Genomic DNA, 15,502 nt, shown 5'->3' on the forward strand with positions numbered 1-15,502 from the left:
GCACATGCCCGAGATCTTCGTCGTGCACCGCCGCGACCGGCAGAACATCGGCGACATGGCCTGTCCGCCGTCGAACCACCCGGAGCACTTCCCGTGGCTCGCCGACGCGACCACGATCGACATCGAGCACGACGTCCCCCGCTACGCGGACCGGCTGCGCCGCGCGCACGTCATCTACGGCGGCGGCGGGCTCATCGGCACCGGGTTCTTCGACCGGCAGCTCGACCACCTCATGTCCCTGCGGCCGCCGAGGCTCGTGGTCTGGGGTGCCGGGCACAACAACAACGAGGACCACACCATCGCCGATCCCGGCTACCTGGACCGGTTCGACCTCGTCGGGCTGCGCGACCGGCGGGACACCGGTGTGCACGGGGCCGGGCGGCACGAGTGGGTCCCCTGCGTGAGCGCGCTGATGCCGCAGCTCGACGACCCCGGCGAGCCGGAGCACGAGGTCGTCGCCTACCGGCACCGGGACCAGCGGCTGCCCTTCCCGTCCGACATCGGGGGACTGCCGCTGCTGACCAACCAGCACCACGACCTCGACGAGACGCTCGCCTTCCTCGCCTCCGGCGCGACGGTGCTCACGAACTCCTACCACGGGGCCTACTGGGCGACCCTGATGAACCGGCGCGTGGTGGTGGTGGACCCGTTCGCCTCGAAGTTCTTCGGCTTCCACCACGCCGTGCCGATCGTGCCCGGCGACTCCTGGCGGGGCGCGCTCGCCAAGGCGCGCGCGCACCCGGGCGCGCTGGCCGAGTGCCGCGCCCGGGTGCTCGACTTCGGCGACCGGGTGCGGCGCCTGTTCGGCCGCTGATCACTCGCAGGGCGGCTCGTAGGGGATCTGCGGGATCGTCTGCTCCCACTGCTCCCGGGGCAGCACCCCGTGGGTGGTCGAGCAGATCCGCTGCGCCGCGCGGCGCACGTCCAGGTCCCAGAGGTAAGCGGTGTTGTCCCCGCTGGCCGAGGCGACGACGGAACCGTCCGGGCTGAACGAGACCGAGTGCACGGCCGCCCGGTGCTCGCTGAGGTCCAGCCCGATCGGCCCGGCGTGCTCTGGATCCCGCACGTCCCACAACCGGACGGTGCGGTCCTCGCTGCCGGACGCGAGGGTCGCGCCGTCCGGGCTGAACGACACCGACTTCACGTTCTGGGCGTGCCCGCGCAGCGGGGAACCCAGCTGCTCCGGGCGCTCCGGATCGCTCACGTCCCACAACCGCACCGTCTTGTCCCCGCCCCCGGTGGCCACCACGCGGCCGTCGGGGCTGAAGGCCACCGCGTAGGCGGCTTCGTGGCCGGTCGCCCACGGCTCACCCAGCTGCCTCGGGCGCTCCCGGTCCCGGACGTCCCACAACCGCACCGTGCCGTCGCTGCTCGCGGTCGCGAGCAGGGCGCCGTCCGGGCTGAAGCGGGCCTCGTTGATGTAGCCGCGGTGACCGAGCAGCGGCCCGCCGATCCGCCGCGGGTGCGCCGGGTCGGCCACGTCCCACAGCTGAGCGCTGACGTCGTCGTTGCCGGTGACGAGCGTCCGGCCGTCCGGGCTGAACACGACCTCCCCCATGTAGCGGGTGTCGACGCGCAGCGGCTCCCCGAGCGGCTCGGGCGCCGCCGGGTCGTGCATGTCCCACAGCCGGACGGTCCCGGTGCCGCCGCCCGTGGCCAGCACCGTGCCGTCCCGGTTGAAGGTCGCCGAGTACACCGAACCGACCGGGCCCGAGTAGACCGGCAGCGGCGCACCGAGCGGGCGGGGACGCAGCGGATCGGAGGTGTCCCACACCCGGACCGTCCGGTCCTCCCCGGCCGTGACGAGGACGGTGCCGTCGGGGCTGAACGCCACGTCGTTCACGCTCGCGGTGTGCCCCGCCAGCACTCGCTCCGGCAGCGACCACAGGCGCACCGCGCCGTCGTCCCCGCCGGTGGCGAGGGTGTGCCCGTCCGGGCTGAAGCCGACGGCGAAGACGGTGCTGCTGCCCGCGCTGAGGTGCTGCCCGATCTGGGTGGCGTTCGACGGCTCGGTGACGTTCCACAGCAGCGCCGAGCTGTCCGCGCTGCCCGAGGCCAGCGTCCGCCCGTCCGGGCTGAACTTCACCGACCAGACCGGAGCGTTGTGCCCGATCAGCGCGGGACCGAGCTGCCGCGCCCGCGCCGGATCGCGGACGTCCCACAACCGGACCGTCTTGTCCACGCTGCCCGAGGCCAGCAGCGAGCCGTCCGGGCTGAACGCCACCGAGTGCATCCCGCCGTTGTGCCCCTCCAACGGCGCGCCGATCGGGGTGGCGTTCGCCGGGTCGGCCACGTTCCACAACCGGACCGTCCGATCGTCGCCGCTGGTCGCCAAGGTCCTGCCGTCGGGACTGAACGCCAGCGTGCGCACCTGCGCGGTGTGCCCTCGCAGCGGCCGCCCGATCGGCGCGGGCCGCGAGGGATCGGCGACGTTCCACAGCCGGGCGGTCTGGTTCTCGTTGGCCGCGGCCAGCGTCCGCCCGTCCGGGCTGAACTCGATCAGGTAGATCGTGCCGTCGCCGCCGCTGACCGGTGGCCCCAGCGGCTCGGGTCGGGACGGGTCGGTCACGTCGTAGAACCGCAGCCGGTGGTCGTCGCCCGCCGCCGCCAGGGTCCGGCCGTCCGGGCTGAACACGGCCGAGGTCACCCAGCTGCCGAAGCCGCGCAGCGGCTCGCCCAGCGGCTTCGGCTGACCGCGGGCGGCCACGTCCCACAGCCGAACCGTCCGGTCGTACCCGGCGGTGACCAGCGTCTTCCCGTCCGGGCTGAACGTGGTCAGGTAGACCGAGCCCTGGTGACCGTGCAGCGGGGTGTTCAGCGGCGCGTTCTGGGTGGACAGCAGCCGCGTGGCCACACCCGGGTCGCCGGGGCGCATCCGATCGGCGACGAGGTTCAGCTTCGCCGCGGCCGAGGGGTCCACCGCCTGCAGCCGGTCGGCTTGGGCGAGCACCTGGCGGAACTCGGCGTCGTCCCGCTCCTGCACCGCGAGCACGGCGGCGACGGCGGCGACCGCCGCGAACACGCAGATCGCGGCTGCCGTCCCGCGCCGGAACCAGCTGGCCCGGCGCCGGTACCGCAGCGAGGCCGAGAGGAACTCGCGGCTGACCGCGGTCAGCTCCACCGGATCGACCTTCCCGGCCCAGTGCCGGGCCGTCTCCAACCGCGGGCCCCGGTAGAGCAGCGATGCCTCCCGGTCCTCCTGCCGCCAGGCCTCGGCGTCCCGTTCGAGGCGCTGTCGCGCCAGGTTTCCCGCGCGGTCCTGGTCGATCCAGCCGCGCAGCCGGGGCCAGGCGTAGAGCAGCGCCTCGTGGCTGATCTCCGCCGAGTCCGAGTCCAGGGTCACCAGCCGGGCGGTCGTCAGCACGTCCAGCGCCGAGCGCGCCGCCTCGCGGTGCTCGGCGTGCTCGACGATCTCGGCGTAGGTGGCGCGCCGTCGCGTGTCCTGGGTGTCCTCGCCGACGTGCACCAGGCGCAGCAGCACCTGCCGCGCGGCCGCCTGCCCTTCCGCGGACAGCTCCGCCCACGCCCGCTCCGCCGTGGCCGCGACCGCGCCCTGGATGCCGCCGGCCGCGCGGTACCCGGCGATGGTGAGCTTGCCCGCCTGCCTGCGCTGCCAGGTGACCAGCAGCGCGTGCGAGAGCAGCGGCAACGCCCCCGCGTCGTAGGCGCGCTGTCCCGGCTTGCCGTAGGCACGTCCCACGCTCACCCCGAGGTCGCGCAGCAGCACGTCCACGAGCCCCGTCTCGATCTGGAGGCCGGTGGCCTTCGCCGGGCCGGTGATCGCCTTGCGCAGCTCGGCGATGGTCATCGCGCCCAGCACCATCTGCCGGTGCTGCAGCGCGTCGGCCAGCTCGGGGAAGTCCAGGCAGCGAGCGTAGAAGTCCGCCCGCAACCCGAGCACCACCAGCCCGGGCGGTAGTCCGCCCTCGAACCCCGTGGTGCAGCAGGCCTGCAGGACCTGGACGAACAGCGCCCGCCGCTGCTCGTCCCGGCACATGGTGAAGGTCTCCTCGAACTGGTCCACGACCAGCACCAACCGGGCCCCGTCGCCGGCCGCGGCCCGCACGTGCCCGGCCACCGCGTCCCGCACCGGCTCAGCGAACCGGAACTCCGCGTCCGGGTTCTCGCCGTGCGCGACGTCCTCCGCCGCCGCCGCGAGCACCTCGTTGAGCTCGGGGATCAGCTCGGTCAGCGCACCGAGCGGATCCTCACCGGGAGTGGCGGTGCGCACCGGCCACGACGAGGAACCCTGCTCCGCCAGCGCTCCTCCGGTCAGCGCGGGCAGCAGACCGGCACCCAGCAACGAGGACTTCCCCGCGCCCGAGGCGCCGACGAGCATCGTGATGCCGCCGTCCTCGGCCACGGAGGCGAGCCGCTCCACGAGCATCGTCGTCGCCCGCTCCCGGCCGAAGAACCAACCGGAGTCCTCCGCGTTGAACGCCGCCAGACCGCGGTAGGGGCACAGGCTCCCGGGAGCGGGGTTCGCGATGTCCGCCGGAACGCCGTCCGACGACTCGCCCTCCGCGACCGGCGGCGCCTCCGGAGCCGCGAGCGGGCTGGTCAGGGCCTCGTCCCATCGCGCGCGCCAGACCGGGAGTTCGTAGAGTCCGTCCACCGGCGGCTGCGGCTGGTTCTTGCGGGCCGCGCCGATGAGGACCTCGAGGACCACGGACAGGGCGGCGAACCGGGCGGGCACGTTCCGTCCCCGCCGCCAGTCGCTGATCCGCTGCGCGGTCGGACGGATGGGCCTGCCCCGCTCGTCGATCCGCCGGGCCCGCTCCACGGCGTCGGCGACCCGCTTCAGCGGAGGGTCGCCGGCCGTGACGTACAGCAGCGCGAACCGTTCCGCGAACCGCGCGCGGGTGCCGGTTCCCGCCGCCGAGCCCGTCTCTTTCCGGTCCGTCATCCCCGTCCTCCTCCGGTCCGGATCCGGACCGGAAAATCCGGTACCCGCCGTTGAGCAGGTACTTCACCGAGCTCCGGATATGGGTGGGCCCACGTCCGCGTCCCGAGCTGCCATGCTCTGACACAGGCTGCGCCGGACGGGCCACGGACGGTCGAGCGCGCGAACCGGCCGGAGGTCCGGACAGCAGTCGAGTGGCGGTAGGTGTGCCGCTGAGGTGCCTGGGGGTTTCGTCAGCGGCACACCACACCACACGGCTTCCGTCGGCAGCAGGCGGGAACCGGACCGTCACGCGGAGTACCGGCACCGACAGCAGCCGAACGATCACGAGAGTACGCGGGAATGCCCCGGCCACTCATGGTGGTCGGGGCATTCGTTCCGTCCGACCGGCGGCGAAAACGACCACGACCAGCGGCGAGACCCCGATCGGCCTAGCGGGGGCAGCGGCGAAGTGGATCACTCGGAGCAGCGGGGCGCGCACGGCGAGATCACCACCGCGAGCGCGGCGGGAGTAGTGGTGCCCCCGGTCGGGATCGAACCGACACTCTGACGAGTTTAAGTCGTCTGCCTCTGCCAGTTGGGCTACGGGGGCTCGTCTCAGCGGACGTCCAGGACTGCCCGCCCTGGTCGCGGACCCGACTGCGGGCCAGGCCTCGACCGCCGGATCGGACGCACTGACTGTGCCCCGGGTTCCCGTTGATCGAAAACCGCCGAGCAGAGCAGTTCGTTCCTCCGCGCGCCCGGGGAAGTCGCGGGGCTCATCGATCCCACCTCGGTGTCGCGGCGGAGGCGGCCAGGTGCTCGAAGCGCTCCGCGACCCAGCCGTGCACCGCGGCGGAAACGGCGCCGTCCTGCGCCCGGTGCTCGAACCAGCGCCAATCGCAGTTGACGTTGACCTCCAGGAAGACGTGGTCCGAGCCGACCGCCAGCAGGTCGAACGCGGCCACGTGCAAGCGCCAGAACCGGCACAGCGCGCGCAACTGGGTCAGCAGCGCCGAGGGGAGCTCGATGCGTTCGACGATCACCGAGTCCGGGTCGACCCACAGCTGCGCCGGATCCAGCTTGTCCACCCGGTAGCCGATCACTTCGTCACCCACCACGAAGGCCCGGATCTCGTGCTGGGCATCGACGTACTGCTGCACCAGCACCGGGGCGGGTTCCCTCGCCTCCGCCGATCGCCGGATGTCCAGCGGCCGCGGGAACAAGCCGCGCAGCGCTCCCGGCTCGGGTTCGAGCATGTGGTGGCCGGCGGTCTTGACGATGCAGCGCCCGCCGCCCGGGCGGCTGCGGCCCGGCAGCGTGGTGACCGCGGTCCTCGGCACCCGGAATCCGAACGCGGTGGCATCTCGGAGCTGGGTGAGGCGGTCCAGGTGCGCGCTCGACCGCACCGGGTTGATCTGCTCCCAGTCGACCCGGCCGGACAGCCAGCTGGAGACCGCTCGCCACTGCTCGCGAACGTAGGCACCGTGCACCGTGGTCGGATCCACGGGCAGCGCGGTGATGTCGAAGTGGCGCCGCCACACCACGATCGGCCGCAGCAACCACCGCTCGAACTCGATGAGCGGGGTGTCGGTGTAGACCGTGAGCGCGATGTCGAGGCACCGGTCGGCGTCGATGCGCACCATCCGGATGCCGCGCTCCGCGAGGGCCAGGGAGAGCTCGTTCATCTCCATGTCGGCGGCGCGGGCCAGCACGAGCACGCACGGGATGGGATCACCGTCGCCCTCGTTCACCAGGTCGGCGCGGTGCACGCGCTCCTGGAAGTCGAGGCTGGTGTCGTCGGAGCGGAAGAAGTAGTCCTGCCCCTGCAGCAGCAGCGGGCCGGGTCGGAAATCGGCGGCGAAGGCGCCGGACTCGGGGCCGAACGGGTGCGCGAAGTCGTCCGCCCCCTCGGTCATCGCCCCAGTCCTCCTGCGGTACCGCGATCATCGTCGGCCGGTGGGCCGACCGACGTCAATCGTCCTTCTTGCGGAACACTTCGGACGCGGCCCGGTACTCGGCCGCGAAGTCCGCGAGCGGGCCGTCCTGCACTTCGCCGCTGCGCAGCAGAGCCGCTAGTTCTTGGAGAGTCAAAGGATTCACCCCTTCCCCAACTGAGGCATCCTTTCAGGTGAAGACACCCCGACAGTCTTGGATTACCCGCTACTCATTGTCAAGGGTAGCGGGTGATCCAGTCCCCTGCACGGAGCAGTCCCCACCCGGACGCCAATCACCGCGCGCTCCACTGAGCACGCGGTGATCACCGAGGGTGCTGGTCAGCTGGCCGCTGCCCGCTCGAAGTCGGCCTTCGGGTTCTGGATCTGCCCCATGGAGACCGCTTCCCGCTTGAACAGGAACGCCAGCGTCCAGTCGATGACGATCCGCATCTTGCGGTTGAAGGTGGGCATCCGGCTGACGTGGTAGCTGCGGTGCATGAACCAGGCGATGAAGCCCTTGGCCTTGAAGCCGTAGACGTCGGCAACGCCCTTGTAGAGCCCCAGCCCCGCGACCGAACCGGCGTAGGCGTGGCGGTACTCCTTGGTGGACTTGCCGCGCAGGCTCGCCAGCAGGTTCTTGCCGAGCTGGTTGGCCTGCCGAACCGCGTGCTGCGCGGACGGGGCGCAGGTCGCGTTCGGGTCGTCGTCGGTCTTGGACAGGTCCGGCACGGCGGAGCAGTCACCGGCGGCCCACACGTTCGGCAGACCCTCGACCTGGAGGTGCGAGGTCGCCTTGACGCGACCGCGCTCGTCGAGCGGCAGGTCGGTGTTCTTCAGCACCGGGTTGGCCTTCACACCCGCGTTCCACACCAGGGTGTCGGTGTCGAACTCGGTGCCGTCGGAGAGCATCGCGTGCCCGTTCTCAACGGACTTCAGGAAGGTGTTCAGGTAGACCTGAATGCCGCGCTCTTCGAGGGCCTTGACGACGTAGACGCCCATCTTCTCGCTGACCTCGGGCATCACGCGCCCGGCGGCCTCGACGAGGACCCACCGCATGTCCTCCGGCGAGATGGACTGGTAGTAGCGGGTGGCGTAGCGAGCCATGTCCTCCAGCTCCGCCAACGCCTCCGCCCCGGCGAAGCCGCCGCCGACGAAGGTGAAGGTGAGCAGCCGCTTGCGCAGCTCCTCGTCGGAGGTGTTGGCCGCGGCGTCCATCTTGGCCAGCACGTGATTGCGCAGGTAGATGGCCTCGCCGACGGTCTTGAGGCTGATGCCTTGCTCGGCCAGACCGGGGATGGGCAGAAGTCGGGACACCGAGCCGAGCGCCACGACGAGGACATCGTAGGCAAGCTCTTCAGGGCCTGTCTGCGGGTTCTCGATCGTCACGACCTGGTCGGCGTGCTTGATCTCAGTGACACTGGCGGTGATCACATGGCACCGCTTCAGGACTCGTCGCAGTGGCGCTACCACGTGGCGAGGCTCGACCGAGCCCGCGGCCGCTTCCGGTAGGAACGGCTGGTAGGTCATGTGCGGCTGAGGGTCGACCACGGTGACGGAGGCCTCACGCCGCCCCAGCTTCGACTGAAGCTGAAGCGCCGTGTACATGCCGACGTAGCCGCCGCCGAGGATGAGAATCCGGGTGGGTTCGGATTTACCAGCCATGCAGACATGGTCGCACCACTGGAGTGGGACACACTCCGCAGACCCCCCCTAATGTGACGCCAGTCGCGCGTGGTCCTGCTCACGATCAACGCGCTGCGCTCGGGCGACCGCACTCGGTGTCCGCGGCGGAGCGCGGACGGGGGGATCGATCGCCGATCACCTTACCGAGTTTTGCGGCGTCGAAGCCAGCTCGCCGCATCATCTGCGGCGGAATCCACCCGTCAGCGCCGATCTGGCGCCGCCTTCCCCCGCCCTCGCGCCCGGTTCCGCCGAGCAGCGCAACGAGGCGGCTGAATCGAGCCGAGCGGCGGCGCAGCCGGCTCGGCGGCGGGGCGCGGTCAGATCGGGACCACCGCGATCCCGTCCCGCTCCTCCCCCGCCGGGTGATCGGCCCGGTGCGCTTCGGGGGTCCCGGTGAGGAGCAGGACGGGGCGCGCGAGCTCGCTCGCGGTGGCTCCGACTATTGCGTCCACTGTGGAGTTCTCTGGACCGCCGACCCGGGATCCCGCCGCACGGGCGATGTCGACCGTCACCGGGTGCACCACCACCCGGCCCAGCACCTCCTGCACACCGGCCTCGCCGGGCTCGGCCACGCCGAGCACCTCGGCGAGCGTGACGGCGCTGACGACCACCCGAGCCCGTCGCGCCCGAGCGACCTCGAGGTGCGCCCGCACCAGCGGGTCCCCAGCGGCGAGCCGGGCCACCGCCGCGCCGTCCAGCAGCAGCGTGCCGCCGACCGCTACTCGCGATCCGGCCACGCGCGCCCCGCCTCCGCCAGCAGCGATTCCGACGGCGCGCCGTGCTCGCGCTCCATCCGGTCGACCAGCTCGGTGAGCAGGTCGAGCTCCAGCTGCCGCGCCACGGCGTCGCTGACGTACTGGCTGAACGCGCCCCGCCCGACGCGCTCCTGCACCGCCTTGGTCAGGTCCTCCGGCAGGGAGACGCTGACCTTCCGCGCCCGCCCGAGCGAGCGGCCACCTCCGGCATCGGGCGGCACCACCACGTCCCGCCGCCCCGGTGGCGGCTCGACGAACTCCCGGTACGCACCGATCAGCTCGGCCAACCGCGCGGCCGATTCCGGCAATCTCCGCCCTTCCACCGCAACCACCTCCTCGCCTGGAGCCTCGACCAGCCGCGCCCGTCCAGGACCCTTCGATTATGCTACCGGCGGTGGCAACCTCGACCAAGGGTCGTCGGCGCTGATCACCCCATCGAGCGGGGACGGCCGACGCGCCCGGGCGCAACCGCATCACCCGGACGACGGTCCCGGGTGGCACCGGTTCGGACCTGTCCCGGGACGCGGAGCGCCGCCACACTGATCGGCGCGCACTGCGGTGCTCCGGCGGCGAGAGGCGGCACGACCGTGGGGAAGCTGGCGCTGGTGCCGAGGAACGACGGCACGGACGTCTCCTTCGTCGTCGATCTCAGCACCCGTGGCCTGGTGGGCGAGGTGCTCCCCAGCGACGTGCACCGCGGCTGGTGGCGGGCGGCGGTGACCGATCCCCGCTCCGGCTACGGCCTCGTGTGCCGGACCGAGCGCGGCGAGGTGCTGGTCGACCGCCCGCAGGCGGGGACCGAGGCCTACCCCAGCCCGCAGGAGGCCCTCCGCGCCGTCGAGCGGCACCGCACCCGCTGACCGCTCCCGGTGGCGGACAGCGTCGACGAGGCGGGCACCGGTCGGACCCGCCGCCGACGCCCCCGGCCCCCTCCGCGGCCCCCGCCGCGGAGATCAGGCGAGGGCGGCCAGGTGCTTGGCCTCCTCCAGGACCTCGCGGAGCATCGCCGGGGTGAGCCTGCCGGTGAAGGTGTTCTGCTGGCTGACGTGGTAGCAGCCGAGCAGGTGCAGATCCGGCCCGCCGTCGGTGGCGGGCAGCGTCGCGCGGGCGGCGTGGCCGAACTTCGGGCGGGGCGACGGGACCCGCCAGGCAGCGGCCCCGAGCACCGGCAGCACCGCCTGCCAACCGAAACCTCCCAGCACCAGCACCACCCGCACCGTGCTGCGCAGCAGCAGGAGCTCGCGGGCCAGCCAGGGGCGGCAGGTGTCGCGCTCGCCCGGGGTCGGCTTGTTCGCGGGCGGCGCGCAGCGCACCGGCGCGGTGATCCTGGTGCCGCGCAAGGACAAGCCGTCACCGATCCGGAGCGAGCGGGGCTGCGAGGCGAGGCCGACGTCGTGCAGGGCCTGGTAGAGCACGTCCCCGGAGCGATCTCCGGTGAACATCCGCCCGGTGCGGTTCGCGCCGTGCGCGGCGGGCGCCAGACCGACGATGGCGATGGCCGCGTCCGGCGGCCCGAATCCGGGCACCGGCCTGCCCCAGTAGGTCTCGTCGCGGAACGCGGCGCGCTTCTCCACCGCCACCCGCTCCCGCCACTCGACCAACCGCGGACACGCCGCGCAGTGCGTCACCCGGTCGTCGAGCTCCGCGAGGTCCCGCACCGCGCGGGCCGCGCGCGCCGGGTCGGTGACGGGATCGTCGATCAGCTGGGAGCCCACCCGCTCAGCCTCGCAGAATCGGGCTCGGGGTGCGGGTTCCGGCCCGTAGAGTTCGAGCATGGCTGCCACCACCGATGAGAACGAGCAGGGCACCGCGAAGCCGGCCGAGCCGGTCGACGACCTGGTCAGCACGCACCACACGATCACCACCACCGGGGGCGAGCTGTCCTACACCGCCACCACCGGTCGCATCGTGCTGCGGGAGGAGGTCGTCACCGACGGGAAGTTCGACGGGCTCAAGGCGAAGGCGGAAGTCCACCTCACCTCCTACGTCGCCGACGGCGACGAACCGCGTCCGGTGACCTTCGCGTTCAACGGGGGTCCCGGCTCGTCGAGCGTCTGGCTGCACCTCGGGGTGCTCGGCCCGCGCCGGGTGGTGTCGGGGGACGCCGGTTCGCTCGCCGCTCCGCCGTACGGGCTGACCGACAACGCGGAGACGCTGCTCGCGCACAGCGACCTGGTGTTCATCGACCCGGTGTCGACCGGGTACTCCCGCGCGGTGGACGGCGGGGAGCCCGCGGACTTCCACGGCTACCAGCGGGACGTGGAGTCGGTCGGCGAGGTGATCCGGTTATGGACCTCGCGGAACGGGCGCTGGCTGTCGCCGAAGTACCTGGCCGGTGAGTCCTACGGGACGCTGCGCGCCGCGGCGCTCGCCGAACACCTGCAGGAGAAGCACGGCCTGTACCTGAACGGGCTGATGCTGATCTCGTCCGTGCTGGACATGGGCACCATCCGGTTCACGGACGGCAACGACCTGCCGCACTGGCTGTACCTGCCGACCTATGCCGCGATCGCGCACCACCACGGCAAGCACGGCGACCGACCGCTGCGGGACGTGCTGGCGGAGGCGGAGTCCTTCGCCGCGGGTGACTACGCGCTGGCGCTGGCGCGCGGGGCTCGGTTGTCCGCCGAGGAGCGCGCCGACATCGTCCGCCGCACGGCCGCGCTGACCGGGTTGTCCGAGGACTACGTGGACCGGGCGAACCTGCGCATCGAGCACCTGCGGTTCTTCACCGAGCTGCTGCGCGCGGACCGGCGCACGGTGGGCCGGATGGACGGGCGGTTCGTGGGCTGGGAGCCCGACGCGGCCGGCGAGCGGTTCACCGACGATCCGAGCGTCTCCGGGATCCTCGGCGCCTACTCGGCGGGGATCAACCACTACCTGCGCGAGGAGCTGGGCTACGCCAACGACCTGCCGTACGCGCTGCTGAGCGACCGGGTGCGGCCGTGGTCGTACAAGGAGTTCGAAGGGGCCTCGGTGTCGGTGGTCGACAAGCTCGGCACCGCGATGCGCACCAACCCGCACCTGCGGGTGCACGTCGCCGCGGGCTACTCCGACGGGGCGACGCCGTACTTCGCCGCCGAGCACGTGCTGGCGCGGCTGCCGATCCCCGAGGCGCTGCGGCGCAACATCGAGGTCCGCTACTACGCGGCCGGGCACATGATGTACGTGCACGAGCCGTCCCGGGTCCAGCAGTCCGAGCACCTGGCCGAGTTCGTCCGCTCGGAGCAGTAGCCGTACCGCCGGGTTCCGCAGTTCGCCGCGGGCCCGGCGCGCGTGACCGATCAGGCATGGTCAAGCGCCCGAGCGCTGCTGCAACATCACCGGCATGGGCGCGAACGAGCACGACCTGCCGTCACCGATGCCGTCGATCCCGGACACGACCCGTCCCAACTCGGCCCGGATGTACGACTACTACTTGGGCGGGGCCGCGCACTTCGCGGTGGACCGCGAGGCGGCCGACGATGCCCTCGCGGTGCTGCCGCAGTCCGCGGTCTACGCGCGGGCGAATCGCGCGTTCCTGGGCCGGGCCGTGCGGTTCCTGCTCGACGAGGGCGTCGACCAGTTCCTCGACCTCGGTTCCGGGATCCCCACCGTCGGCAACGTGCACGAGATCGCCCACCGCGTGAACCCGGACGCGAAGGTGAGCTACGTGGACCACGAGCCGGTGGCCGTGGCGCACGCGCAGCGGATGCTCGCCGGCCTGCCGAACGTGAGCATCACCCAGGCCGACGTGCGCGATCCGGAGGGCGTGCTCAGGTCTCCCGGAGTCGCGGGGATGCTCGACCTCAGCAGGCCGGTGGCGGTGCTGGCCATCGCGATCCTGCCGTTCGTGCCGGACGACGACGAGGTGCTCGACCTGGTGTCCCGCTACCGGGAGGCGAGCGCACCCGGCAGCTGGTTGGCGATCTCGCACATCTCGCAGGTCTCGGCGACCGACGAGCAGGTGCGGGTGGCCCACGAGGTGATGGCCCGGACCCCGACTCCCGTGCTGTGGCGCCACCCCGAGTCCGTGGCGCGGTTGTTCACCGGCTACCGGCTGGTGGAACCGGGTCTGGTGCTCTCGCCGCTGTGGCGCCCGGATCGGCCGATCAGCCACGCGGAAGCGGCCGAGGCCAACGCCTACGGGGGCGTGGGGCGCCTGGAGCGCTGACCGGTCCGCGCTGCCGCCGCAGCGGGCCGGAAGAGCGCCGGGCGCGGGGAAGCAGCTCCCCCGCGCCCGGCGCTCCGCTCGCGATCAGGCCACGACGTGCGGGTGCTCCTCCGCGAAGTGGCAGGCCGACGGGTGCCCGCCGAGCCTGACCTCCAGCTCGGGGGCCTTCTCCGCGCAGATGTCCTGCGCCTTCCAGCACCGGGTCCGGAACCGGCAGCCCGAGGGCGGGTTCGCCGGGCTCGGCACGTCCCCGCTGAGCCGGATGACCTCGCGCTTGCCGCGCAGCGTCGGGTCCGGCACGGGGACCGAGGACAGCAGCGCCTGGGTGTAGGGGTGCTGCGGACGCTCGTAGATCTGCTCGTCGGTGCCGATCTCCACCATCTTGCCCAGGTACATCACGCCCACCCGATCGGACAGGTGGCGCACCACGCCGAGGTCGTGGGCGATGAACACGTAGGAGAGCCCGAACTCCTGCTGGAGCTCGCCGAGCAGGTTCATCACCTGCGCCTGGATGGAGACGTCCAGCGCGGACACCGGCTCGTCGCACACGATCACCTTGGGCCGCAGCGCCAGCGCGCGGGCGATGCCGATGCGCTGCCGCTGCCCGCCGGAGAACTGGTGCGGGTAGCGCTGGATGTGCTCGGGGTTGAGCCCGACGACCTCCAGCAGTTCCTGCACCTTCCGCCGGCGGTCGCCCTTCGGCGCCACGTCGGGGTGGATCTCGAAGGGCTCGCCGACGATGTCCCCGACGGTGCGGCGCGGGTTCAGCGAGGTGTAGGGGTCCTGCAGCACGATCTGCATGTTCCGGCGCAGCTTGCGGAGCTCGGCGCCGCCCATCTTGAACATGTCGCGGCCCTCGAACGTGGCGGTGCCGCTGGTCGGCATCTCCAGCCGCATCAGCACCTGCGCGAGGGTGGACTTGCCGCAGCCGGACTCGCCGACGATGCCCAGCGTCTCGCCCTTGTGCAGGTCGAAGGAGACGCCGTCGACGGCGCGGACGTGCCCGACCGTGCGCTGGAAGACGATGCCCCGGTTGATCGGGAAGTGCTTGACCAGGTCCCGCACCTCGAGGATCGGCTCACTCACTGGTCATCAGCTCCTCGGCGAAGTGGCAGGCGCTGGTCCGGCCGAGCCCCAGGTGGTGCTGCGCGGGGACCTGCTCGCGGCACCGGTCCTGAGCGCGCGGGCAGCGCGGGTGGAACGGGCAGCCGCTGGGGATGTTCATCAGGTTCGGCGGCAGGCCCTTGATGGTCTCCAGGTCCTGCCCCTTGAGGTCCAGGCGCGGGATGGAGCGCATCAAGCCCTCGGTGTAGGGGTGGCCGGGCTGCTGGTAGAGGCCGTAGGCGTCGGCGGACTCCACGATGCGGCCGGCGTACATCACCACGATCCGGTCCGCGACCTCCGCGACGACGCCGAGGTCGTGGGTGATCAGGATCAGGCCCATTCCCCGTTCGCGGCGCAGCTCGTCGAGCAGGTCCATGATCTGGGCCTGCACGGTCACGTCGAGCGCGGTGGTCGGCTCGTCCGCGATGAGCAGCTCCGGGTCCAGCGCCAGCGACATCGCGATCATCGCGCGCTGCCGCATCCCGCCGGAGAACTGGTGCGGGTACTCCTTCACGCGCTGCTTCGCGTTCGGGATCTTGACCTGGTCCAGCAGCTCCACCGCGCGGGCGGTGGCGTCCTTGCGGGACATGCCGCGGCGCAGCCGCAGCTGCTCGGCGATCTGGAACCCCACCGTGTAGACGGGGTTCAGCGCCGAGAGGGCGTCCTGGAAGATCATCGCCATCGAGTCGCCGCGCAGCTCGCGCCGCCGGCCGTCGGTGGCGGTGAGCAGGTCCTCGCCGGCGTAGCGGATCGCGCCGCCGGTGACGAAGCCGGGCGGCGTGTCCAGGATGCCCATCACGGTTTGCGCGGTGACGCTCTTGCCGGAGCCGGATTCGCCCAGCACCGCCAGCGTCTCACCGGCGTTGACGTGGTAGCTCACGCCGTTGAGCACCTTGGCGACCCCGTCGCGGGTGCGGAACTCGACGTGCAGGTCCTCGACGTCGAGCAGCCGTCCACCTGCCTTGTCGTCCTTGTCGGGCACAGCGGG

The 15,502-nt window shown here is 72.1% G+C and carries 12 protein-coding genes and 1 tRNA gene; 4 read left to right on the top strand and 9 right to left on the bottom strand.

Annotated elements, in window-relative coordinates; all coding sequences use genetic code 11:
- Positions 1 to 4 precede the first annotated feature (4 nt).
- A complete protein-coding gene (locus ACL03H_RS12300) occupies positions 5 to 814 on the top strand; it encodes a glycosyltransferase family protein (RefSeq protein WP_412811306.1) in 810 nt (269 codons plus the stop codon).
- Here the strand turns inward: ACL03H_RS12300 and ACL03H_RS12305 are convergent, their stop codons facing one another.
- The 6 genes from ACL03H_RS12305 to ACL03H_RS12330 form a co-directional block, all read right to left on the bottom strand.
- Positions 815 to 4,906 (bottom strand): nSTAND1 domain-containing NTPase, encoded by a 4,092-nt coding sequence (locus ACL03H_RS12305; protein ID WP_412811307.1) that lies wholly within the window; start codon positions 4,904 to 4,906, stop codon positions 815 to 817.
- Positions 4,907 to 5,418: 512 nt separating this feature from the next.
- Positions 5,419 to 5,495, bottom strand: a tRNA-Leu gene (locus ACL03H_RS12310).
- A 166-nt stretch (positions 5,496 to 5,661) separates the two neighbouring features.
- Positions 5,662 to 6,801 carry an ATP-grasp domain-containing protein gene (locus ACL03H_RS12315; protein WP_412811308.1) on the bottom strand — a complete coding sequence of 380 codons (1,140 nt, stop codon included), beginning with the start codon at positions 6,799 to 6,801 and terminating at the stop codon, positions 5,662 to 5,664.
- A gap of 357 nt (positions 6,802 to 7,158) precedes the next feature.
- Positions 7,159 to 8,481, bottom strand: a complete 1,323-nt coding sequence (locus ACL03H_RS12320) for an NAD(P)/FAD-dependent oxidoreductase (RefSeq protein WP_412811309.1) — start codon at positions 8,479 to 8,481, stop codon at positions 7,159 to 7,161.
- Between the two features lie 338 nt (positions 8,482 to 8,819).
- Complete coding sequence (locus tag ACL03H_RS12325; protein WP_412811310.1) at positions 8,820 to 9,239, bottom strand: PIN domain-containing protein; 420 nt, start codon at positions 9,237 to 9,239, stop codon at positions 8,820 to 8,822.
- Positions 9,221 to 9,580, bottom strand: coding sequence for a hypothetical protein (locus tag ACL03H_RS12330; RefSeq protein WP_412811311.1), 360 nt, complete (start codon positions 9,578 to 9,580; stop codon positions 9,221 to 9,223). Before ACL03H_RS12330 ends, ACL03H_RS12325 begins: the two co-directional genes overlap by 19 nt.
- A 282-nt stretch (positions 9,581 to 9,862) precedes the next feature.
- Between ACL03H_RS12330 and ACL03H_RS12335 the strand changes: the two genes are divergently transcribed.
- Entirely contained in the window at positions 9,863 to 10,117 is a 255-nt protein-coding gene (locus ACL03H_RS12335; protein WP_412811312.1) for a hypothetical protein, read from the top strand.
- A gap of 93 nt (positions 10,118 to 10,210) precedes the next feature.
- Here the strand turns inward: ACL03H_RS12335 and ACL03H_RS12340 are convergent, their stop codons facing one another.
- A complete protein-coding gene (locus tag ACL03H_RS12340) occupies positions 10,211 to 10,915 on the bottom strand; it encodes a uracil-DNA glycosylase (protein ID WP_412811356.1) in 705 nt (234 codons plus the stop codon).
- 115 nt (positions 10,916 to 11,030) lie between these two features.
- On the opposite strand from ACL03H_RS12340, the gene ACL03H_RS12345 reads away from it, so the two are divergent.
- Together ACL03H_RS12345 and ACL03H_RS12350 are read left to right on the top strand one after the other, a co-directional pair.
- Complete coding sequence (locus tag ACL03H_RS12345; protein WP_412811313.1) at positions 11,031 to 12,491, top strand: S10 family peptidase; 1,461 nt, start codon at positions 11,031 to 11,033, stop codon at positions 12,489 to 12,491.
- A 94-nt stretch (positions 12,492 to 12,585) separates the two neighbouring features.
- Positions 12,586 to 13,410 (top strand): SAM-dependent methyltransferase, encoded by an 825-nt coding sequence (locus ACL03H_RS12350; protein WP_412811314.1) that lies wholly within the window; start codon positions 12,586 to 12,588, stop codon positions 13,408 to 13,410.
- An 84-nt stretch (positions 13,411 to 13,494) separates the two neighbouring features.
- Here ACL03H_RS12350 and ACL03H_RS12355 read toward each other — a convergent pair whose 3' ends face one another.
- Both ACL03H_RS12355 and ACL03H_RS12360 read right to left on the bottom strand, forming a co-directional pair.
- Positions 13,495 to 14,496, bottom strand: coding sequence for an ABC transporter ATP-binding protein (locus ACL03H_RS12355; protein ID WP_412811315.1), 1,002 nt, complete (start codon positions 14,494 to 14,496; stop codon positions 13,495 to 13,497).
- Positions 14,489 to 15,496 carry an ABC transporter ATP-binding protein gene (locus tag ACL03H_RS12360; protein ID WP_412811316.1) on the bottom strand — a complete coding sequence of 336 codons (1,008 nt, stop codon included), beginning with the start codon at positions 15,494 to 15,496 and terminating at the stop codon, positions 14,489 to 14,491. Before ACL03H_RS12360 ends, ACL03H_RS12355 begins: the two co-directional genes overlap by 8 nt.
- Positions 15,497 to 15,502 lie beyond the last annotated feature (6 nt).

It is taken from the genome of Saccharopolyspora antibiotica, assembly GCF_047200635.1.
Taxonomy (GTDB): Bacteria; Actinomycetota; Actinomycetes; order Mycobacteriales; family Pseudonocardiaceae; genus Saccharopolyspora_C.

Excerpts from the sequence above, each read along its gene's own strand:
- ACL03H_RS12300 (WP_412811306.1), top strand. The coding sequence starts at position 5 with ATGCCCGAGATCTTCGTCGTGCACCGCCGCGACCGGCAGAACATCGGC.
- ACL03H_RS12305 (WP_412811307.1), bottom strand. The coding sequence starts at position 4,906 with ATGACGGACCGGAAAGAGACGGGCTCGGCGGCGGGAACCGGCACCCGC.
- ACL03H_RS12315 (WP_412811308.1), bottom strand. The coding sequence starts at position 6,801 with ATGACCGAGGGGGCGGACGACTTCGCGCACCCGTTCGGCCCCGAGTCC.
- ACL03H_RS12320 (WP_412811309.1), bottom strand. The coding sequence starts at position 8,481 with ATGGCTGGTAAATCCGAACCCACCCGGATTCTCATCCTCGGCGGCGGC.
- ACL03H_RS12345 (WP_412811313.1), top strand. The coding sequence starts at position 11,031 with ATGGCTGCCACCACCGATGAGAACGAGCAGGGCACCGCGAAGCCGGCC.
- ACL03H_RS12350 (WP_412811314.1), top strand. The coding sequence starts at position 12,586 with ATGGGCGCGAACGAGCACGACCTGCCGTCACCGATGCCGTCGATCCCG.